The sequence below is a fragment of the Thiohalocapsa marina genome, assembly GCF_008632335.1.
Taxonomy (GTDB): domain Bacteria; phylum Pseudomonadota; class Gammaproteobacteria; order Chromatiales; family Chromatiaceae; genus Thiohalocapsa; species Thiohalocapsa marina.
Genome location: NZ_VWXX01000007.1, coordinates 153,747 through 175,730, shown reverse-complemented (window position 1 = coordinate 175,730; position 21,984 = coordinate 153,747). Strand labels below are relative to the sequence as shown.

Genomic DNA, 21,984 nt, shown 5'->3' with positions numbered 1-21,984 from the left:
GACGCCCGTCAGGGCGGCCCCGAAGGGGTGAGCCCCAGGGACGGGGCGAACAAAATGAAGCCGACCATTACCGTTGCCGACAACGGCAACCTGCAGATTTACATCCCGATGCTGATCCGGCGCATGCGCGGCCGCAAGACGGTCATCGCTCCCCAGGCCCTGGATGGAGAAATCACCGGAGCGCAGGAGCCAGTACAGTCCGCCATCCTCCAGGCGCTGGGAAGGGCCTTTTCCTGGGCCGACATCCTCGAATCCGGCCAGATCAAGTCCATCAGCGAGCTTGCCCGTACCCTTGACGTCGATGGCTCGTATGTGGCCCGCATTCTCAAGCTGACGACCCTGGCCCCCGACATCATCGAAGCCCTGATCAACGGCGAGGAACCCAACGGGCTCTCGCTGGCCAAACTGACCCAGACCTTTCCCGAGGACTGGGCCGAGCAGCGCCGCCAGTTCGGCTTCGCCACCGACTGACGACTGGACCGGAGACCACCCCAGAGAGCCGACCATCAGCGTCGGCTTTTCTATTTTGGGGGTAGGAAAGCGGAGTTGACCACGCTTCTTTTCATGGCCGTGGCGGGTGATTTCGAAAAAAGCGTCCGGTTGCGGCATCGAACGATGACCTAAGACAACCGCCAAAAACGGCAATCAGCCGCAAACCCATATCAATCAAGGATGTAGCTTTCCGGACGCGCTTCGGACTTCGTCCGGAGAAAACAGAGAATCAGGGGGCAAACAGAGAAAGAAAGGCTGGAGGATGGGGAGAATCGATGGTATGGAGAGGTGCTTTGGAAAGATGTGAAACGGGCGCAAACCCTTTAGAAACAAGGGGAAAAAGAAAACCCGTCACCCCGGAGAATGGCCCCATAGAGACGGGTTTGTCTTTTCTAAATGGTGGAGGGAACGACGACCTACCGCAAATCAGTCTCAAAGCCCGCGCTCCTCGTAACTCCTTGATAATAAACGCCGAAGTCATCTTGCACAACCACTTCCCACAAATCCGACCAGAGAAACCATTTTCTCTCCAGATTTCCCGGCACCGGACGAGGGTGACGGGTTTGCAGTGAAACCGGATACCTGGCGCTCAACCGCAACAACTTCGAATCCGATTTTCGGACGCCGGTTCGGTTCCCAAAGCGGGAATCGAATTGGCCCGGGCATCAGCCCTTCGGCGGATACGGATCGTTCCCGTGGCTGTCCTTGTTCTGGATCTTCCCGTCCTTGCCGTGGATGTAGAACTCGGTGCCTTGGTTCTGGCTTATCTTGCGCCCGGCATCGACGGCATCCTGCTTCTTGTCGAAGTGGCCGCTGCTACGGGTCGCACCGTCTTTCTTGACGTCCCAGCCGCCGTCGGCGTTGGGCACAACATGATGTGATCCTGGTTTCTTTGGCATGGTTGCCTCCTGTCTACTTGTGAAAATTTCCCGAAGAGATCTGCAGTATGTACATCAGCCACGAATCGGTCCTGAGGAGAATGGCCCTGAGCTGCTCATCGGTCAGCGCAGTCTCCAACTCGTGAACCCGATTGAACAGCTCGATCATCTTCACCAGCGCCCGGGTGTCGTGCATCAGGAAGTCGGTCAGCGGATCGTTGTTCAGATCCCGGCAGACATAAAGTACCCTGGCTCGACGGGTAGGCTTGCCGTCATGTAGCAGATCCTTTTGGTTGGACACACCCGGAATCCACGTGGCGACGAGATCATCGGGTGCCAAACACCTGAGCAGATGGTTCCACAGCTCCCTAAGCGAGCTCAGAATATGCCTTGCTCGGTCGGCATTGTTCCCATGCAGGGCATCTCGAGCGCCGATGTACGGCCGAGCGAGCCCGGGATCGACCTGCTGCAGGAGAGCGATGCAGCCTGATGTTTCCAGCTCCGCTTCCGCGACAAGCTGAATGTCCGATTCGGCCTCGTCCTCATCCCGTTCATCCCAGGGGCGAAGGGTCTCGAGCGCGAAGCTGGTGGTGTAGATCTCACGGGTGGCCCCAGGTAAAACGAAGGCAGGCAGCCGCGTGATGTCCGAGACCTCCCGCAGCGACTCTGACAATCCCCCATACGAGGCTGCCACATGGGCTATTGAGCTCTCCAGCCCCTCGATGACCGGGATCTCGATCTGGAAACGACCCCTTATCGCCTCGAAATCGATGCCCGCCATGAACCGTTCCGTGGCGGCAAGCCGCAGGGAGGTATCGCACAGGGCCAGCTTGGCGGAGGCTTGAAGCTGTGAAAGCTGCGAGAAGTCGTGCTGGATAGGTTTGATCGTATCAAGCCATGACTGATGCGCAGCCGAAAGACTCTCGGTAATACGACTTGTCGCGGTGGCCTGTTTTATTAAATCCTGCCAGTGTTGATTGGCACTGACGATCTCCTGTATCCGGGCCGCTGCTCCAGACAGTTCAAGAGCGCGACTGATTTCCAACTGCTGACGACGGATCGGTTCCAGCGTGCGCTCCATCTGCTCGATCACGCTCAGATAGGACGGCTTGGCCAGCTTGTTGATGGCCTCCATGTCGTGATGGAGTTTGGCGAGGGCAGTTTTTGCAGTTTTTAAATTGTCTGGCATAGAATCACGACCCGTTGATTGCGTTTCCTGCTACAGGAGTTCATTCATCCTCTCCTGGAAATAGCTGGGGTATTTCTCCATCACCGTCCTGGCTCCGTCCTGATCCTTTTTCAGCGCCTTCACGAGATCCTTCTTCTGGGTCGATGTCAGGTTCAAGGATGCGGCGAGGTCCTGAGCGATGACGCGGTCCGAAAAGCCAAGCTCGTAAAGGGCTATGGTGGTTTCGGTCGGAAGACCATATTTCAGGCGCTTTTGAAAAAGCTGCAGGCGATTGATCAGGTCTCCAGTGCCATCTTGGTCGAGGGTTTCGATGAATTCACACACAGCGCCAATTAATAGTGCACCGTCATATGCGAGTGTCTTTTCACAGACGTTTACGATATGGTCGATCTGAAACTCTCGCCGCTTGGAACCCCATAGCATCTTGGCCTTCCGTTTACGGATGATTTTCAGGAGATCGCTGAAGGGCTTTCCACTGATCCACCCATGCGCGATTTCTTTTAGCACCTCCGGCTTATCGAACTTGGTGAATACGCCACTGTTGATATGCCGGGTAAGCAATGGCCAGGCAAGATCGAGCGCGTCTGTTTCATCAACAATCGAAAGCAGACTGTCGGCGTTGGTTTGGACCCATCCCTCGATGGCTTGGGCATCTTGAATACCGTAAAGTGTCCGGCCATAGATTTTACGGCGAGCCGGATCTGTGATGTTTGCAGAGATGTTCCCAGCGAGAAGCTGAAACAACTCGCGGATATGCTCCTTTTTCTGATCATCAGCCAGGAAGAAAGCCAGCGTCCCTTCGGCCAGGCGGATCACATCCGCTTCCGAAAGGTCATCTTCAGATTCATCCCAATGAGATAGCAGGAAGCTCTCGACGGCACAGATGAGACTGATTCTCCAGGCGATTTGCCGCTCAACCCCTTCACGTGAGAACCCTGTGCTCCCATGTTGTGCGGCAATCCTTGCGGCGAGTTGGCCTACTTCATCAGGATCGCTGATGTAGGCCTTGGCAAAATCCAAAGCCCCCATGCGCAATGGAACCTTTTCATCGTCACTTTTAATTGGGTCAAAAATAGAGAGCAGATTACTTATGCATGGTTCTGAGTTGACAGGGTCCAATAGCTCTTTGACCTGCCTCCAACGCCACTTATCTTTTCCGGCTTTATGTCGTTTATCATAAAGAAATGGGTCTGCAAACAGAACGCTGCCTTCAGTATGCATTCCAGAACGCCCGGCTCGGCCGATCAGGTTGTGAAAGTCGCGTACTTTGATGCGCTCCTCTCCCTGATAAAAACCAGTTACGATAAGATAACGGATAGGAAGGTTAACTCCTTGGGCCAAGGTGGATGTGCAAATTACGAATTTGACGAGACTCTCTCGCATGGCGTGTTCTACTGCCAATCTGATTCCATGAGGTGTATTGCCATGATGAGAAAAAATGCCAAGCAAAGCACCCTTTGTGGATGTATCATCTGCACCGAGATTTGCTATATAAAGACGATGAAGTCTTTCAAGCTCTTTTTCGTTAGAAATATTTGAAGGCAAAGGTAATGAAAGCCCTCTTGAATAATACTCAACGGCTTTTTTGCATATATTCGATGCTGTTTCTGGCTTTCCGCAGAAAATCGCTATGCTGCCTTGTTTAAACAGTTTTAGGCCAAGATAAAGTGCGACTGTTTTTCCAAAGTCAGGATTTGGTTTGCCATTGGCTTTAAGAGCTTGTTCCGGAAAAAAACGATCAGACTTCTCTCTTGGCTTCCTCCCGAGATTGAATCTTTCGATCACCCTCGGAACGAAAAATTCGCCTTGTTCGGCGTCACGGCTGTCGACGTACTCGATCCTTCCCAACTGATCGAGCCAGCTCGCGAACCCGACCGACCTGAAAGTCGGAATCAGGCTTGTGCCTTCGACGACATTGGGTTCCCCATTCAGCCACTCTCCAACAGCCTCGGCGTTGCTGATGACCGCTGAGATCAGCACCTTCTGGGTTCCTTCAGGAATCATGGAGCGCAGCGACGTCAGGAGCAGCTCGTATGTGATGCCTCGGGTACCGCTGTCGAACTGGTGGCCCTCATCAAAAACCAGCAGGCCAACGTGGGCAGCCAGCTCCGGAGCGTGTCGAAGAACGTAGAGCAGCTTTTCGGGGGTTACGACCAGGATCTGTTGGTGCCCAAGGAGTTCGGCAATCTCGAAATCGGTCTGTAGGGCATCGGATAATTCATCCACCTTGGTGGTTTCGTTGTGGAACGCTTCGACGAGGCTGTTCTTGATCTCATGGCACAGCGCCCGGAACGGGGCGATGATGATGGCCAGTGATACGCGCTCAGCCAGGAACGCGCTTCGAAGGATCAACTCCGTTGCCTTCGTTTTGCCAGCGCTGGTGGGCATTTGAACGATGGCAGACTCACCTTTGAGAACATCAGCTTTACCCAGAAGGTGTTGTGCAGGCCAGAGTTCCTTGATGAACGAATCTTTTTGCAGCGCATGGAGCCATTTGTCTCGGGGCAGTCCCGAATATGACGGCAAAGCCTTCCAGGCGGAATTTTCCAGCTTTTTCCTCAGAACGGCCGCGATCACATCACCAAACAGAAGCTGTCTGGGCGTGCCGAATTCATAGACGGCGTCCCGCAGTTTCGTGGCCAAATCGAGAAGATTTTCTTCGCCGTTCCCATCCTCAAAAAACTGGAGAATCCACTTTGAAATCCCGTCGATGAATCCGCCGAACGGTCCCTCAGCTCCATCAAAATAGGTTTCCAGATCGGCCTGCAGCAACCAGAGCAACAGGTCCTCCAAACTATCGCCATCCAGATCAGGACAGTCACCATCGATGCGCTTCGCTAATACCGACGCGCTTCCGGGAAGATCACACAGGTAATAGGAGGCGGAGCCCAGAAGCACGAGGTATGGATCAAGTGTCTCGTTCAGCTTTGACTGGAGGTAGGAGTCAAAAAAGCGGGCGGAAAACAGCAGATTGGTTCTCAGCTCCGAGAGGGAATCGGGATCTGGCTCGTTCCGGTTGATAGCAGCGGCAAGGTCGCCCAGCAGGCCAATCGAGATGGTGAACAGCTTGGCCGGATCTTGGGTGATTTTGATGTGATGCTCTTCTGGAACGCCGTACTCGAGCATCTTGGCTTTTGATCTGGTAACACCGAGCAGGAGTTGGGATTTCTTTTCAGGCCTCATCCGCAGCCCTCCTGTAGAGCTCGTGGACAAGATCCATCATGCCGGGTCCCTTGATAACTAAAAGAACCAGATTGTCTCCATTTGGGTGAGGAATATGCTCCTTTGATTTTGGAGACTTCGGAATCTTCCCGCAGTTGGAAGACACTATGACATTCGTATCGAAATGTTCATCTGAGATGATTGCTGCGGCACCAAAGGACTCCCTGTACGGAACGTCTACTGGATTCTGAAATCGATCAATTAGCTCAGCTTGCTTTCTGTTTCCTTTATCGAACAGCTTTTGCTTAATGAAGTGGAGTGATTCACCGATGCGGAGGTGATCTTTTGCTGAATCATTAATGGCATCTTGTAGCCGGTTTTTTCCAGAACCGGAGAACTTAGTTTTTGCCTCGAATACAATCAACACATCCTTTGGAGATGTCGAACAGTCCTTTTTGTGGAAGCGAAATCCAATGACATCGCTTCCTTTGGGTGACTCGTCTCGAATGACTTTGGAGCCCCAGCGTACTCTCGGAACCCAGAAGCCGAGGAGCCACTGGAGGTAGTCAGCAACGAGGATTTCACCAAAATCACCGGCGCGTATTCCCGGGCCAAGCTTCGTAGAACTGCAAGGGAATTTAAGTGTATTGAGATAGTCTTTACGAGTTTGCCTTCCCCGGAGGAAATCAATCTCGGTATCCAGACAGTAATGATTCCGGAAGTGTTTCGCCCAGGCGGAGAGCACTGCCTCGTCTTTCTCATGACGGAACTCCCAGACCTCGACCTCCTTGCCGTCGGCGGTCTTCAGTCGTTCGCCGGTGTCAACCAGCCATTTAGTGTGTTCCGAAGTCCAAGGCATTCACGTCCCATCCCTGATTTAGTTGCCCTTCAATTTCAACAGCTCATCGTCCAGTCCATAGCGAACCACGTCGATCCGGTCGCTACGCTGGGATACAAAGTCACCGGTCATCACGGGGAGCTGGAATGGGAAGAATGCCGGGTTGTTTAGGAGCAGCCCCAATGCGCCCTTGGCCTCCGGAGTGGCCAGGAGTGCGGATTCGAACATCAAGATGGCCAGGTTTGGCTCGGCAATGTTCACCGGGGTGGCTTTCTCATAGCAGCCTTTGGCCTCGGAATCCTTCAGGGCTCCCCAGGCGACAAAGGAGCGGATGACGAACCGGGCATAGCGGCTGACGGTTTGCCGGTCGCCGTACTGCTCCTTCAGGCGGTTGATGATCTGGGTCTGAGTCACCTGATCCTGCAAGGCCAGCAAACGGCCGGTCTGGCGGGCCACGTTGAACCAGAACGGATAGACCGCCGAGATCATCCCCCAGTGAACCGCCAGGGCCATGGACGGGTTTTCCCGCAGAAACGCCAGCGAGGCATCCCGGAATGGAATCAGCTCGGGGTCAGGAGAGACCCAGATCTTCATCAGGTTGTTGACGACAAAGGTCCGGGTCTGATCGCTTCGTTCGCCCTCTGAGCCATTGCCTTTTCTGTCCGCGAGGAACTCATGCAGCTCCTGACGGATGGTTTTGGCGTCGAGTCCTGCCAGCAGCAGATTGGCTGCCTTCTGCATCCACTCGAAACGGATCGCCTGCTTGATGCCGATGGCTTCATGTCTTTTGCCCATCACCGTGTTCTCCTTTCAAACTTCACAAGGGGCACGATGACTTCTTCGATGGCTACACCGCCGTGACCTACGATGGCATCTCCCGGGTTTACGAATGCGTCGCGGCCACCGGCCACCAGGGGGAAATAATCTGCGGGCAACCCGACCGGCTGCCACTCGTGGGCAAACGGAAAGGCCCCAGCCACCTGAGCGCGGAGTTCCGGCGTGGGATAGACACGAACACGCTCGCCGCGAGTTTCGGCAATCACCCCTTCAGATGGGCGGCCTTTACCGTCGCATTGGATGTTGCCGTGATCGGCCGTCAGCCAGACCTCATAGCCGTAATCCAGCAGTTGGCCGACCATCACTGAAAGAAATCCGGCATGGCACCACTGCTTGATCTGGTTGTGCATCCCGGCCGAACCGAGTTGCATACCGTGCATGATCTTGTCCACTTTATCCACGACCAGCCCCACCACCTTGGTTTTCCCGGGGTGGATTGCGGAGTCGAGGACGCCCGCAGCATCACCGTCGCCAAGGCCACGCTGGTAGGCGACATCGAGCCGAGACAGACCATGGCCTTCCCAGAACTGCTTCCAGAGTTTCTCTTCGCTGTTGGTCGAGTTGATGGATGACGGGAAATAGAGCGGCGGCTTGCCCGAGAAGATCGACTGCCGCGATACCGAGGTCAGAGTCGGAATCCAGGCGAAGGTCGCGGATTCGCGCATGACAAGATTGGCATCTTGCTTTTGCAGAAGCTGGCGAATGGTCACCCACTGGTCCAGGGCCAGGCCATCGACCACGATCAGCGCGGCACGGCTGCTACCGGAGTCCTCGATGTCCCTTGCCAGGCGGCGCGGTACATGGTGCAGCATGGCTGGATTGGTCGGCGGCAAGTTGATCAGACTGGAGTAGTGGTCCGCCAGCCAACCGGCGAAGGTCGAGTTCAGTGCATCGCCGATTTCCTTGAGCCGGGTCTGATGCTCGGTGCTGTTGCCGCAGTGAACCAGCGAAGAAAGTTCGGCCCATTTCAATGCAAAGGCGGTCCAGTCCGAGTAACGCGCTTCCGCAGTGGGCAGCTCCTTTTCGACAAGGTCAAACAGGCGGGAAATCCGAAGCGCGTCATTGTCCGTGCCGGAAGTGGCGATACCGCTACGGACCCAGGACCCGTCATCCACATCAATATCTGCGGCCTCGACGGGGGTGAGTTTCCCCTCCAGGAACAGGTTGTCGATGTATACCTTGATGTCCTGATGGTCGAACGGCAGGCGGTCAGGGCCGGGATACTTGAGGCCGTATTCCGGTGAATCTTCCCGCACCTGATTGACGCTACCAAGCCGGGAAAGAAAGAGCGGCCAACGTTCCTGCAAAAAGGCGAAGAAGGCCTCATCGTCCGGAACGATCTCGGAAAGCGGCCAGGCTTTGAACCCATCATGGCCTTTCAGAACCTGGATGAGCCGCTCGGCCAGCATCAGCGGGATTTGGAGCTTGCCGTAGTGCAGACGGAGCAAGGCGCGAAGCAGCTCCACCTCGTTGGCGATCAGCTCCGCCGCAATGCCGAACACATGGCGGAGAATGAAATCCTTGGTGGCGTTGTCGCCCATGCGATCCGGCTGCGACTTGCGCTGGGCATCGAATAGCGCGTCCAGCAGGCTCCGGTCGAGTTTTTCGATGACCGGGTAGCTCAGATGGGGAAAGAGATCCCCCAAGTTGAACGATAGCTTCCGGCCCGCCTGGAGCAAATCGTATGGCAGGGACTCCAGCTCCGCATTCTGTAAGCGAAGGACCACCACCAGATCGGTGTGCTCACCCCGGTCCCAGATCGAACGGTACTTGGACTCATAGGCGTATCTGAATTCGACCGGGTCACTGAACTCGATCAGGTCGAAGCCGCGCCCTCGTAATTCGAGCGCCAGCTTCTCTTCGGTCAACAAGCAATCCGGATCGGCGACCAGGGTCAGCTTGCTGACGTTCGGTACAAAATCGTTCAGGATGGCGTCTCGCCAACTACTCATTGAGCGCCTCCCTTGATGATCCGCAGCATCAGCAGCGGCCGGATTTCCGGCACGATCTGCCTTGCTGATTGCAGTTCGTGCCGCCACTCGGATTCGTCCGCATCGCAACGGGAGAGCCTGAATTGCCGTACCTCCGGCAATCCAACCCGCTCGATGGCCTTGCGGCGCGAAGCAAAGGAGACGATGCCGCGTTCCTCCTCGCGAGCCACAGAGGCGAGATGCGCCTGCTGTAATGCGTCGAACAGCTCCTGTCCGGCTTGCTCGGCCGCTTCCTGCAACCGCTCATGGGCGATGATGGATTCATCCTGGCCGAGGGTGGCCTGCACCTGGGCTTCCGCTGTCTGCAGCGCATCCCAGATATGCCGGGCCGTGGGCAGAAACAGTTTGCCTTCCTCGCTCAGGAACACACTGACATAGCCACGCCGCACCATGGGAATGCGCAGGAGTTGTGTCTTCTGGTGCATCCCGGCCTGAAGGCGGATTTCAAAGAGCCCCCAGAGCCCGGAGATGCTGCCTGGCAATCCGCTCACGCTTACGCAAGGCAATGGCTGGCCAGCCGCGATCTGCGGCAGGTTCAAGGCCAGCCCACGGACACGGCTGTTTTCAAGATTGAGCAGGGTCGCATCGGTCAGGCGATCCGCTTCCCGGGCATTGAACACAGTTTTGCGATGTTCCTTGCCGTCCGGCCAATTCAGATCCCACCAGGAGCGCTTGCGGCTGGCCGCGCCGCCGTGAGAGTTGAGATAGCCGACCGTCATCCGTTCCACCCAGTGAGGCAGCGGATGGGAGCGCAGACGCTCAGCCGCCTGCACATCCGGTTCTTCGGAGATGCCATAGATGGCGGAGGCCTCGCGCACCTGCTGAATCTCATCGCGAAGCCGGGCCACCGTGTGATCGACGGAGGTTTCGATGCCGTCAGGATTAAGAATGGCCGAGGCGAACACATCCTCGAACAGCTCACCGGCCTGGGCGGAGTCGAGTACGTCGCCGGTCTTGTCGATGCCGAACTCGTCGAAGATTACCGAGAGCTTCTGCTCCAGCACTTCGCGGACGCGGAACTCGACCGAGTCCTCAAACACGAAATTGATTGCCCGCACCTTCTTGGGCTGGCCGATACGATCCACGCGGCCGATTCGCTGTTCCAGCCGCATCGGGTTCCAGGGGATGTCGTAATTGATGATGACGTGGGCGAACTGCAGGTTCAGGCCCTCACCACCCGCGTCGGTGGAAACCAGCACGCGGTGCGATTTGCGGAAGGCGTCCTGGGCCTGCTTGCGTTCCTCCATATCCATGGAACCGTTCAGGGTGACGACCGAGATCCCCCGGGCCTCCAGAAACTCCTTCAGCATCTGCTGGGTCGGCACGAATTCGGTGAAGATCAACACTTTCAAGTCCGGCTCGTTTTCCTCGGCCTGCAGCTCGTAGATCCACTCGATCAACGCCTCGGCCTTGGCGTCCGGTCCAGCCTGTTCGCAGCGAACCGCCGCATCGAGCAGGGTCTCTACATGGCTGCCTTCGCTCTGCAGAGCCGACACATGAGATTTCAGCAGCTCATCGAGTAGCTCCTGGCCGTCCATGTCGTAGAGCTCGGCCATTTCATCGTCTGGGCTTTCCGATCCCTCCGTACCGTTTTCCAGCTCCGCCAGTCGCAGGCTGGCTTGCTGTTCGCCTTCCTTGAGCGCCGCGAGCCGTCGTTCCAGTGTGGTGCGAATCGCCCGGGTGCTGGAGACCACCAGACGCTGCATCAGGATCATCAGAAAACCGATGTGGCGTTTTTTCTCGCGCAGGGCATGGTTGTAGCCCTCGCGCACGTAGTCGGTCACCGCTTCGTAAAGAAGCTGTTGCAGGTGATGACGGCTCTCCCAGGCCACCGGGGCCATCTGCGTGCGCCGGGGTTTGAAGAGCGGCTTGCCGTCGGCATCGATGGCCTTGCGCTTCTCGGTACGGATAACATACGGGGCTACCCGCTCGCGGGAGACGCTATCCACGTCTGGAAAGACGTCGTCATCCAGCAGGTTCATCAGGCGATGAAAGGCATCGGTCTTCCCCTGGTGGGGAGTCGCCGAAAGGAGCAGCACATAGGGCGCGGCCTCCGCCAGGCCCTTGCCGAGTTTGTAGCGGGCGACCTGATCGGTGCTGCCGCCCAGGCGGTGCGCTTCGTCCACCACCACCAGATCCCAACCGGCGGTAATCAGATCTTCGAACCGGCTGCGGTTGTATTCGGCGACGCGCTCAGCGGTCCAACCGCGCCGCTTGTCCATGGGCTTGACTGAATCCAGGGAAACGATGACCTGATCGAACATCGACCAGGCTGAGTTCCGGTGATCCGCGCCTGGAGCCAGGCGTTGCAAGGTGCCGATGTCGTCGCCCAGCACGAGTTGGAACTGTTCGTTGAAGTGGGTCTGCATTTCCGCCACCCACTGGGTGGCGATGCCTTTGGGAGAGACGACCAGGATTCGCCGAACCAGCCCGCGCAGCTTGAGCTCACGCATGACCAGCCCAGCCTCGATGGTCTTGCCAAGGCCCACCTCGTCGGCCAGCAGGTAGCGCACGCGGTCGCCGGAGATGGCCCGGGACAAGGCGTGGATCTGGTGCGGCAGCGGAATGACGTTGGACTCCATGGGAGCCAGCAATACATGGCCGTCGGTGGCGCTGGTGGACCCTTCGAGCACCTCGGCCACCTTGGCTGCGGCAGCGACGTAGGCAATGCGCCCGGCCTCAATCTCCGGCCGCAGGTCGGCACTCAGCGGCCGCAAAGCGGAGCGGGGCACGCGCACCACCGCGTCCTGGTTCGGCAACCAGACGCGGCACACCATCTGCCCCCACAAGGTCTGTTCTTCAATGACCTTGCAGGCGCTGTTATGAACGGTGCTGTATTGCCACTCCATATTCATCGAGGAAACCAGGCCCGCAACACATCAACAACGGATCGGAACGTTTCACAGTCCATCAATCCATTCACCCCGGCAAGTTTTCCTATTTCAGCAAAATCTCTTGGCGAAATGGTTCTTTTGAAGCGTTCCCTCATCACATACTCAAACAGTTCCTTGGGCTGTTCAGCCTTGAGCACATCCACAGGCTTGCCGAGCTTACCTGCACGATCCGCAAGCCAAACATTCAGTTGCTCTGCTGATGTGCCGCAATAGGAAACCAATGCGTTTTCGCAATACCAAAGCCATTGCTCTAACTCGGGTACAAAAATAGTGATTGAACTGTTTTCGCTCCAGGTGTAGGAGTCGAGCTTATTTTGAATTTCATCGCGAACTTGCTCGGGCGATTGTTTATGGTCACGACCGGAACCGTGATGATCCCATGTAAGAAGCGCTTTTTGGTATTTCCCCTTCTTCATCCTCGTCAGTTCGGAACCACTCTGTACCATCCCGGAGTCTCGCTGAGGGTGACGTTCAATATCGAAAGTGATTTCTCTGATGCCCAATGCCAAAGGTTTATTCAGGAGGGAATTCATGAAGGCTTGGGCATCGGCGTCGGCAACATAGAGGAGCAAATCCTTCATTCAAGCACCCCCGCCGCAAACACGATTCCCAGATCAGGCGCGCCATCCCAGTCCTTCAACATAGGGTGATGAGCGCCGGCAGTGATATGCGCGCCTTCACCATCACGACTGAAACAAAGCAGAGGTTCAATGCCACACTGCTGTACGACAAATGGTGAGTGGGTTGCCAGTAGCATCTGAGAACCCGGCACCGTTGAAAGTGAGCGCAGAATGATCTCCAACGCCTTCGGATGAACTCCGTTTTCCGGCTCTTCTACCATGTACAAGGCCGGTTCTGGTGGCAGGAATGCGGGCAAAGTCAATGCAAGCATTCTCAGTGTGCCATCCGACAGTACCCAGCTAGGTGCCTCAAGCCCGTTTTCATATCGGAGCATCAGATATTCAGCGTTATCCGCCTGCCTTCTTGCCCATCCAATGTTCACCAAGTCAGGCAATGCGTAACGCAAATGCTCAGCCCAGTTAGATACTTGCGTCCCAGCCTCCGCCCAGTAAGGCCCCAAGCCGCCATTTGCACCAAGCAGTCGGCCAACAACACGGGCCAGATTGGTTCCATCCAGCTCTAAATCGGTTGGGCGAGTGGCAGGACAAGGCAAACGCATGGCTGGACTATTGAGTTGAATGTAGCGAACCCCTTGCATCAAGAATCGCCTGACAGCATTCGCTGTCGGATAGCGTTCTTCGTCTGGTGGTGTAAGTGCAAGCGTCAACTTATCCAAGCCGAAATTAAACGAATCCTGGTAGGTTCCTTTCTCTCGGGTATAGAAATCGGTCCCTTTGGTGGTTTTACCCAGTAGTCGTTTGGGTTTTACCTTAGGGCTAAATTCGATGGTCTTACCACTTGGAAGCCAGCTTTTCGAATACTGGCGAAGGATTTCATCATCGACACAAACGCCAAGCTTCTGATCCTGCTTGATGGCAAGTCGGTAGTTAATCAAGCTTTCAGCCAAGGTTGGCAGTTGATCAGAAAGATCTAGCCATAGTTCAACTTCAATCGTCCCGCCCTGCCGCATCCAAGTGAGGTCATTGAAATCGGCAATATGACGGGATTCGACGGCAATAGCCGGACTATGCGCCAGGCAATCACGTACAAAGTCGATGGCATCAAGAAATGTCGTCTTCCCAATACCATTCGGCCCGACCAGAACATGAAATCGTGACAAAGGGAGATTTGTTACTTCATGAATGCCTTTATAATTTTTTATGGAAATACCAACGATCATGACTCACCTCCTTTTGTAGTGGTCAGGGGCAAGTGACGAGGGGCGAGTTTGCTCATCAGCGCGTTCGTCATTTTGTTGATTTCCGCCTGGACACTCATTAGCTCACCCAATTTTCCCGGATCGATATAATTCAACCGCTCGGCAATAAGCAGTTGCGTTTCAACTTCAGCCAGGGAGCCTCGGGCAATTGAGATAAAAATTCCTGAATTCAGCAGTTGAATTTCGGGCTTGTCCCTCAGCAATATTTGAAGGAATGGAAACCGCAGCCCGGCGAAGTTGATTGGTCAACCCATACAGTTCTTCCCTGGGAAACATCTTGGTCACTTGATACACCATTGCCACCAAGTCCATCGATTTCTGCCAAACGATCAAATCCTTATAACTCTTCACTTGCATACCGGTTTCCCTCTCGCCACTCGCCACTAATCACTCGTCACTGACCCAAGCCGTGTGACGGCTTGGTCATACCACATGAGCAGCTTCGGATCTTCTTCCAGGACGTTGTTGGGGATCTTGTCGGCCACGGCGACGATGACGGCGTAGTCACGCTCCTGCCAGGCTTTCTTGAATCCGGCGCGGACAGCTTCCAGGCGGAAGACCTTGAGTTTCTTTTTGACCTTTTTATATTCCTCGAACTCCTTGAGCAGCGCTTTCTCGCGCAGCTTCTCCAAATCGCCTGCCTTGTTGGGGTCGGGCACGTACCAGCGGTCGCGGGCCTTGGCGACCAGAGTCGGATCATCCTTGGGTAGGTTGCGCAGTTCTTTCCAGTAGGTGGAGAGGTAGGCGTGGATTTGCTCGGGCACCGGGCCTTTTCCGTCGAAGCAAAGGAAGTTCTGGTTCAACAGTTCGCGCAGGTCGAGCTGAGCCTCGTTCTTGCTCCAGCCGCCGAGCTGCTGCATGAACTGCGGGTTGATGTCGGAAAAGGTCTGTGGTTTTTCCTTGATGAGCTGGCGGAGCCACTGGATGGCGGATGCCTCGTCAGAGACGAATAGGGACATCTGCTTGAGTTCGCCCGTGGTCATTTTCTTGCGGTCGTATTCGGCCACCTGATCCGGCAGGAAAAACATGCCGTCGCGCTCGATGAAACGCTGCGACAGCCCGATTTGGAATTCCTGACTGGAGATCGGCACGGGGTAGCCCTTGCGGACATAGTAAGCCACTATTTGGTCGAACAGTATGCGCGGATCACGTTCCGGGACGAACTGCAGCAAGGCTCCATGCTGCTTAGTGACCGGCAGATACTTCAAATGGGTGCGGACAAAATCCCAAACGCCTTCTTCGGTTTGCGCTTCCGTCTGAAAGCGCTCTTCAAAGCCGCCATTGGGTTTGTAGGCTGAGATAACAAGATCTTTGGTTACCGCAATTGACGATGTGTACGCCTCGATGCTCCCCTGTTTCTTGTCAAGACCATTAACTGCCGCAACAACGAATCCCGCCTCGCCAATTACTGTCTGAAGTGTATTCCAAACCACTGCCTTAGTATTGGAGAATTCGACTGTGATCCAGCGGCCAGGCTTGAGAACGCGGTAGTATTCTTTGAAACATTCAAGCAACAGCTCACGATAATCTCCTAACGTTTTTTCTCTCGCTGGATTCTCAATGGCTTCCCGATTATCGTCTGTGGTTACCCTCAGCCAGGATTCCCAAATATAATTCAGCTCCGAGTACATTCTGTTGGCTCCAAATGGAGGGTCTGTGAAGATGTAGTCTACAGAATCATTTGGGAGTCCAAGCGTGGTTGCCGATTGTGTGGTAATTACTGAATTTGAGCCATCGCCTGCAGAGATAAATACTGATCTCGCGCGAGAAGAAACTTGTGGCATAAGCATTACCTCGCTATGTATTGCGGGGCAATAAAGGGTTCCTGAGCGCTCCTTTCCAATCCATCCGCCTCTTGGCTTTCCTTTTTTTTCGGCGAAATAGTTCGACATCAACGGTGCGCATAGCACGCTAGATTTATACATCAATGATGTTAGGAGAAATTTTGTCCTTTCACTGGTGGCGGCGCTCCACGCGCACGAAAGCATTGCTAAGTTACGTTTCGTGAAGAAATGGTGCACGTGGGTTAGTCCGTGCGAGCGTCTTGGTTGTTCGGTATTGAAGCCTGGAGGCATTTCCTTTTTGGGTACCCAATAAGGAATTCTGAAGTTTCTTATCTGATTTAATATATCAAGATCATATTCGTCTGGTTCTTTTTCAAATCTCTTTCCGCCATGGTCATAAATAATGACCATCGGTTTAGATTTTACCAAGCGAATAGTGGCTCCCAAGATTTCATCGAATTCGTTTGACCATGCCCTAGCCAGCTTGTTCTTATCGTTCACGCTGCCGCAGTGCGGGCACGTTACTTTTGCAGCGACGGTTCCTGATTTAATGTCTACAGCCGCGTCCCAGTATGAAAATTCTTCGCTGCAGTTTGTGCATATAAAGATGTCAGACCATAGTACTGCAACGATATCGCCCAGCTGACCATTATGTAATTTCGTTTTGAACATCCAACCGAGCTCATTCTCGATTTTGTCAGTCATTGAATGGACTTCACGCACGAAACTTTCGTGGCTGTCTTCAAAATTGAAATTCCGCGCGATGAATGTTGGAGCAACCCCAAGATCACCGACGATCACGTTTCGCGCCCCCCATTTAACTGGTTCGCCAATGCTATCGATTTGAGCTTTAAAGTCAGGCTCCGGGGTTCCACACAGCTGTGCCGCGACTGCTGTCATTCCTGTTCCGGCAAACATGTCCAGCACAATGTCCCCGGGGTTGGTGTAATGTAGGAGCCATCGCATGATCGCCTCATGCGGTGTTTTTGTTGCGTATGAATGCGCATTAACGAATTTATTGTTGCGGCTTGCGTTGACCTCAACGTCAAGCGGCTTACGATGGTACTGGGAGTCTTCAGGCTGTTCCGGCTTTTGCGCCTCCCACTCGGCGATGAAGTCAGCGATCCACGGGTTCGGACAGGCGGTGTAATACGGCGGATCGCTCAGGTTCAGGATGTCCTCGTCGCTGCCGATGGGAAAGCCCTCGATCTTGCGGAATTCCGGGTCGCGCAACCGGTCGCGGAGCAGGTTAGTAAAGTGTTCCCGCCTTGCTTCGTCACTGGGGAATTCGATGCCGAGACAGGTGACCGGTTGCGGTTTCGAGTTCCGAGTTTCGAGTTGCGAGTTAAAAAGCTCTTCCTGCATCAGCGTTTTCCTCCTGCTTGTTCACGACTTTTCAGATAGCGGATAAAACCGCCGATGAGGCGTCCTGTATCGCCTGCCAGGTCGTAAAGGCCTTTGAATTGTTCCGGTTTGATATAACCGGCATCGAGAGCTACATAGAGTTGGGCCTGAACTTCTGCGGCTGAACCTTTGGCAATGAACAGGAATTGGATAAATTCACGAACACCGCCGCGATCAAACCCTTCGGCAATATTCGACATGACCGATACGGCGGCACGCCGGATCTGGTCGCGCAGGCCAAAGTCCTTGGCGAACGCGCCATCACCCGTCACGGCGTAAATCTCGCGTGTCAATACGCGAGCTTTCTGCCATGCGTCGATGTCCTCAAATTTCTGAATCGTTCCCATAGTTCAACTCGCAACTCGTGACTCGCTCACTCGACAACTATCCTGACCTTGGCCGGGTCCTTGCCCTTGGTGAGTTGATCGATGTACTCCTCAAAGCGCTTCTTCATCTCCGCCGGGGTGGCCGGGCCGTCGGTAACCTGCAGGGCCTGCTGCAGCTCCTGCGCCTTGACGGTGACCTTGACCAGACCGGAGAGCACTTCCTTCAGGGCGTGGACAAAGTTGCTGTCCAGCGGCACCGGCAACTCCTTCGACTTGATGAAGGCTTCCAGTGGTTCGCGGTCATCGATCTTCAGCAGATCCATGTTGGCCTGGGTGATCGGGTCCTCCAGGTTGCTGAGGATGGTGGAGGTCCAGGCCGTCACCATGGCGTCGAGCTGGGCGTCCATCTGGTCGATCATCTGCGAGCCTGCTGTCGTGCCGGTTTCCACGGAAGGCCGGAACCCGCAATGCGGGCAGATGGGCGAGGCGTCGAGGTTTTGCTCGGTCAGGGCGAAGCAGCTCTTCAGTCCGGCCAGGCGGTTCTGGTAATCGGTGAGCTGCTGCCGGGGCATCAGGTCGATACCGGCCAGCTTGAGCAGGGTTTGCAGCCGCTGGTCGTTGAGCAGGCCCGCCTTGCGCTTGTCGTCGTTCACGCCCAGCCGGGCGCGCGCGTGGAGTGAGATGTATTGGTTGATGTAGTCGCGCTTGAGTTTCTTGAGTTTTTCGCCGACTTCGGACGAAAGGCGCGCGAGTTGCGGGTTCTGAGTTTTGAGTTCCGAGTTGATGGAATCCAAAACATCGCCCCGGATGACCTTCACCTGCTCAACCCAGAGATCCAGTCCCTGCGGTTTCAACTCGCCACTCACCACTCGCGACTCGTAACTGCTGCTTGCGGAGGCTTCGGCCGAAGCAAGCCACGCTGCCGTCGGGCTATGGTCCATGATGAACTCGCGCAGGGCGTCCAGCTCATCGAGCGCCTTCACGGCCTTTTCGTGGGCCAGCACTTCGGGAGCGCTGTAGCGGAAGTTTTTCAGCTTACCCGGCGAGGAGTAGGCCTGGAGCGATTCAAAGAAGCCCTTGGCCTCGTCCAGTCCGCTGGCCTGGCTGGCCAGGTCGGTTCCCGCGAGCAGATCCAGCCCCCAGAAGGAGAGCCCTTCGCGCAGGGTCTGCTGGGTCATGACGATGCGCTTGACGATCTTGCCCACCGCCTGCTGCAGGTTCTGCACCGGCTCGTCCTTGCCCTGGGTGACGAGCTGGGCCATACCCGGTGTCATGCCGAGCAGTTCGAACAGCGCTTTGAGCGCGGGCAGGTTCCATTCCTTGGGCTGCTCCAGATGCTTGAAGCGGACCAGTTCGTCCATGCCGGTCGCGGCCAGTTGCTGCAGGCCGGTGGCATCGAATTTCTTGCCCGGGATGGCGAGCACGATGTCGCCGGAGTAGACCAGGGCAGCCACCAGGACACTCACCCATTCGGGCTCCAGACGCGAACCGCCCGGGCTCATGTATTCCAGCCCGTGGTCGTCCTGGATGATCTCGCTGCGGTTGACCACCTGGCCGTGGCCCTTGGCCTTGATGGCATCGAGGATGAACTTGGTGTACTTCGATTTGTAGGGGTCGATCTTCTCGCCGTCGAGCAGCTCCAGCGCGTCCAGCACGGCGGTAGCCTGCTTGGTGCGGTTCTGCCCGGCGATGGCCCGCAGGGCATCCTGTGCGGCCTGGGCGCGGTTGTTGCCAGTGATCAGGACCGAGAAGAACGGGTACTCCGGGGCCTGGTTCTCGAAGTTCGGAGCCAGGCAGACACCGGCGATGGTGTTGACCAGATCGCGGAAGTTGATGGTCTCGTGAGGCGACAGACCGGACAGGTCGCGGATCGATTTGCCCTTGGCCCATTCGGTCATGGACTTGGTGCGGCCCTGATAGGTGACTTCGAAGGCATCGCTCATGTGCTTCTGCAGCCACTGGACCAGCTTCTTCAAAAAGCCGTTGGCCTTCGATTCATAGGTGGCCTTGGCGTGGCCCGATGAGGTGGCTGCAAGATCCAGTGCCGCCGCGTAGCTCTTCAGCGCGGTCTGGAATTCCTCGTCGGTGCCTTTCAGGCGGAAGAAGACCTCATCGTTGACCTTGTCGTCCTTGAAGCGCGGCGGATCGTTGGGCTGGATGAAGTAGAGGTAAAAGTCCCGCTGCGGCACGGCGGTGGAGCGCTCGTTGGGAGCGCCGAAAAAGAGGTAGCCGGTACGGGCGGCCTTGTGCTCCTGCCAGACCAGTTCGTGCTGCCAGATTTTGTAACCGGTTACGTAGGTGGCGTCCTGGCACTCCATGACCCGCTTGAGCGCCTCGTAATAGAAACGGTCGAGCTGGCCAGATCCTAAGCTTTCGGCCCGTTTATCGATCAGGGCGTCGAAGTCGTCCGTCTTTTTCAGATCGAGGTAGAACTGGCGGTTGTCGGCATTGAAGGAGATGAACTGGCCACTGACCGTTTTGTGGATCTCGCGCAGGACCGTTTCCACATGGGTCTGGAGGTCCTTGTCGGGCTCGTCGCTGCCCAGCTCGGCGATCAGTGGATCGAACAGGCAGAGGCGGTCGCGCAGCTCCTCGGCGGACGCGCCCATGGGGGCATAGATGTCGCCGGTGGTGAGGCGGTGGACGGACAGCGCATGGATCAGGCGTAGCGCCATCGGCTTGTATTGTTTCCGGGTGATGGCGTTCTCGATGCGGGATTCCAGAACCTGGCTGCAATCGATGACCGCCCGGATCTCGGGAATGGCGCGGAACGAGGCGTTCTGCTTGAGCGTGTTCCAGTAGCTGTCGAAGGCGATCAGGCCGGGTTCGTCCTGCGGCACGTCCTTGCCGAGTATGCCCTTCATGCTCATGGACAGGGTCTTGAGCACCTCGCGCTTTTCCACCACGGTGACCCGCTCGAAGGTGTCGATGTAATCGGGATGCACCGGAAAGAGCCGGACGAACTCGTCCATCCGCTCGTTGAGGCCGCCATAGTATTTGGCAAAGGGCACCAGGTAGTCGCGGATCTTGGCCTGTTGCTCGGCGGTCTTCTTGAGCAGACGCTCGGCCACAACGAATTTGACGTCGTTGCGGGCAATGAGGATCTGCTCGAAGCGGTCCTTCACCCGGCGGATGCTGTCGGCGACAAAGGCGAAGCGCGGGCTGTCGAAAATGGCTTCCTGGACACCGGCCATGAAGCGGAAGCGCAGATCCTTGCAAACCTCGCCGACCTCGCGCAGGAAGTTGAGGTCGAGGATCAGCTCCTGGTCCTTGCGAGTACGCAAGTAGTCGAGCAGCTCATCGACCACCAGCAGTAGTCCGTGTTCAGGGAAGACCTCGCCGAACTTGGCCATCATGTCCTCGAAGGCCCGTTTGTGGCTGGTAATGGTCCCGGCTTCGGGGAACACATACTCCACGCCGAGTTTTTCGAGATGCTCTTCCAGTTCGGCCACCAGGATGTCGCGCAGGGACATGGTGGTGGCTCCGATCTCGGTACGGATGACCTTGAACCGACCGGCGATCTGAGAGGCTGCATCGCGGACACCGGCGTGGTTCAGCCCTTCCAGCAGGGAGGCGTCTGCGGCAAGACTGGAGACCACCGACATCAAGTGTGACTTACCGGTGCCGTAGTTACCGACGACCAGCAGGCCCTTGTTGTCGACCGGCTGGTCGAACTGCATCTGAGGAATGACAAGCTGGGTGAGCCGTTCGGCCATTTCCTCGGAAATGACATAGGTGTTCACGAGGGTGTGCGCGGCGCTCGATTTGTCCGCGTCACGCAACTGAACGACCGACTCAATCGGGTCGAATTGGATAAGGTCTCCGTATTTCATGCTTGTCCTGCCTCTCTATTGTTTTTTGCCGAATCGACCGTGGCCGTGCCATCCATGCCCACAATCAGCGCATCGACCGAGTCATAGCTGCGGTACTCGGGATGGCCGGTTTCGGCGTACAAAAGCCTCCCGGAATTCATGATTCCGTTCCACGAAGCCACCACGGCCCGGTTTCTTGAAATGGACTGCAGCAGGCGCAAGGGGTCCTGCTGGAGATCCTTGTCGAAGAGGATCTCGAGATTATCCAGCACCACCGGTGACTGAGCCTGGTCCGCGATCTGGTCGAGGATGCCCGGTAGCCGAAGCGACCGCTGCTTTGCCGTCAGTTCCAGTAGCTCGCCTGAAAGCGCCAGATTGACGTTGACGACAGATGAGCCGAACTCCTCGGCAACGTCCCGAAGGACGCCGGTCTTGCCGGAACCGGTCTCACCCACCAGCAATACCAGGCGGTGATACAGCCCTTCGGCTGCCTGGAGGGATCGTTTTATCTTGTCGTGAATCGGTTCGGCCATGGTC

General features: G+C 56.1%; 16 protein-coding genes. 1 reads left to right on the top strand and 15 read right to left on the bottom strand.

Going from position 1 to position 21,984, the window contains the following annotated elements; all coding sequences use genetic code 11:
* Nucleotides 1-471, top strand: a 471-nt coding sequence (locus F2Q65_RS07790) for a hypothetical protein (protein WP_246156050.1), incomplete at its 5' end; no start/stop codon positions are given.
* 686 nt (nucleotides 472-1,157) lie between these two features.
* Here the strand turns inward: F2Q65_RS07790 and F2Q65_RS07785 are convergent.
* The 15 genes from F2Q65_RS07785 to brxF form a co-directional block, all read right to left on the bottom strand.
* Nucleotides 1,158-1,391, bottom strand: a complete 234-nt coding sequence (locus F2Q65_RS07785) for a DUF2188 domain-containing protein (protein WP_011369119.1) — start codon at nucleotides 1,389-1,391, stop codon at nucleotides 1,158-1,160.
* A 13-nt stretch (nucleotides 1,392-1,404) separates the two neighbouring features.
* Nucleotides 1,405-2,559 carry a pPIWI-associating nuclease domain-containing protein gene (locus F2Q65_RS07780; protein ID WP_150092079.1) on the bottom strand — a complete coding sequence of 385 codons (1,155 nt, stop codon included), beginning with the start codon at nucleotides 2,557-2,559 and terminating at the stop codon, nucleotides 1,405-1,407.
* Between the two features lie 30 nt (nucleotides 2,560-2,589).
* Nucleotides 2,590-5,742 (bottom strand): DEAD/DEAH box helicase, encoded by a 3,153-nt coding sequence (locus F2Q65_RS07775; protein ID WP_150092077.1) that lies wholly within the window; start codon nucleotides 5,740-5,742, stop codon nucleotides 2,590-2,592.
* Nucleotides 5,732-6,580: a Hachiman antiphage defense system protein HamA gene (locus tag F2Q65_RS07770; protein WP_150092075.1), complete on the bottom strand. Its 849-nt coding sequence runs from the start codon at nucleotides 6,578-6,580 to the stop codon at nucleotides 5,732-5,734. The genes F2Q65_RS07775 and F2Q65_RS07770 overlap by 11 nt, the downstream gene beginning before the upstream one ends.
* 18 nt (nucleotides 6,581-6,598) lie before the next feature.
* Nucleotides 6,599-7,354 carry a hypothetical protein gene (locus tag F2Q65_RS07765; protein WP_150092073.1) on the bottom strand — a complete coding sequence of 252 codons (756 nt, stop codon included), beginning with the start codon at nucleotides 7,352-7,354 and terminating at the stop codon, nucleotides 6,599-6,601.
* Nucleotides 7,354-9,348 carry a BREX-3 system phosphatase PglZ gene (gene pglZ / locus F2Q65_RS07760; RefSeq protein WP_150092071.1) on the bottom strand — a complete coding sequence of 665 codons (1,995 nt, stop codon included), beginning with the start codon at nucleotides 9,346-9,348 and terminating at the stop codon, nucleotides 7,354-7,356. The genes F2Q65_RS07765 and pglZ overlap by 1 nt, the downstream gene beginning before the upstream one ends.
* Nucleotides 9,345-12,242, bottom strand: a complete 2,898-nt coding sequence (locus tag F2Q65_RS07755; RefSeq protein WP_150092069.1) for a DEAD/DEAH box helicase — start codon at nucleotides 12,240-12,242, stop codon at nucleotides 9,345-9,347. The genes pglZ and F2Q65_RS07755 overlap by 4 nt, the downstream gene beginning before the upstream one ends.
* Complete coding sequence (gene mads4, locus F2Q65_RS07750) at nucleotides 12,239-12,862, bottom strand: methylation-associated defense system protein MAD4 (RefSeq protein WP_150092067.1); 624 nt, start codon at nucleotides 12,860-12,862, stop codon at nucleotides 12,239-12,241. Before mads4 ends, F2Q65_RS07755 begins: the two co-directional genes overlap by 4 nt.
* Nucleotides 12,859-14,082 (bottom strand): AAA family ATPase, encoded by a 1,224-nt coding sequence (locus F2Q65_RS07745; RefSeq protein WP_150092065.1) that lies wholly within the window; start codon nucleotides 14,080-14,082, stop codon nucleotides 12,859-12,861. The genes mads4 and F2Q65_RS07745 overlap by 4 nt, the downstream gene beginning before the upstream one ends.
* A complete protein-coding gene (locus F2Q65_RS07740; protein ID WP_281291011.1) occupies nucleotides 14,079-14,324 on the bottom strand; it encodes a four helix bundle protein in 246 nt (81 codons plus the stop codon). The genes F2Q65_RS07745 and F2Q65_RS07740 overlap by 4 nt, the downstream gene beginning before the upstream one ends.
* Nucleotides 14,248-14,418, bottom strand: coding sequence for a four helix bundle protein (locus F2Q65_RS20175; RefSeq protein WP_281291013.1), 171 nt, complete (start codon nucleotides 14,416-14,418; stop codon nucleotides 14,248-14,250). Before F2Q65_RS20175 ends, F2Q65_RS07740 begins: the two co-directional genes overlap by 77 nt.
* 86 nt (nucleotides 14,419-14,504) lie before the next feature.
* Nucleotides 14,505-17,270 carry a DNA methyltransferase gene (locus F2Q65_RS07735; RefSeq protein ID WP_150092063.1) on the bottom strand — a complete coding sequence of 922 codons (2,766 nt, stop codon included), beginning with the start codon at nucleotides 17,268-17,270 and terminating at the stop codon, nucleotides 14,505-14,507.
* The gene (locus F2Q65_RS07730; protein WP_150092061.1) at nucleotides 17,270-17,656 is read right to left on the bottom strand and encodes a four helix bundle protein; all 387 of its coding nucleotides are present in this window, start codon (nucleotides 17,654-17,656) and stop codon (nucleotides 17,270-17,272) included. Before F2Q65_RS07730 ends, F2Q65_RS07735 begins: the two co-directional genes overlap by 1 nt.
* Nucleotides 17,657-17,682: 26 nt before the next feature.
* Nucleotides 17,683-21,378, bottom strand: coding sequence for a DUF6079 family protein (locus tag F2Q65_RS07725; RefSeq protein WP_484421972.1), 3,696 nt, complete (start codon nucleotides 21,376-21,378; stop codon nucleotides 17,683-17,685).
* An 86-nt stretch (nucleotides 21,379-21,464) separates the two neighbouring features.
* A complete protein-coding gene (gene brxF / locus F2Q65_RS07720) occupies nucleotides 21,465-21,980 on the bottom strand; it encodes a BREX-3 system P-loop-containing protein BrxF (RefSeq protein ID WP_150092057.1) in 516 nt (171 codons plus the stop codon).
* Nucleotides 21,981-21,984 lie beyond the last annotated feature (4 nt).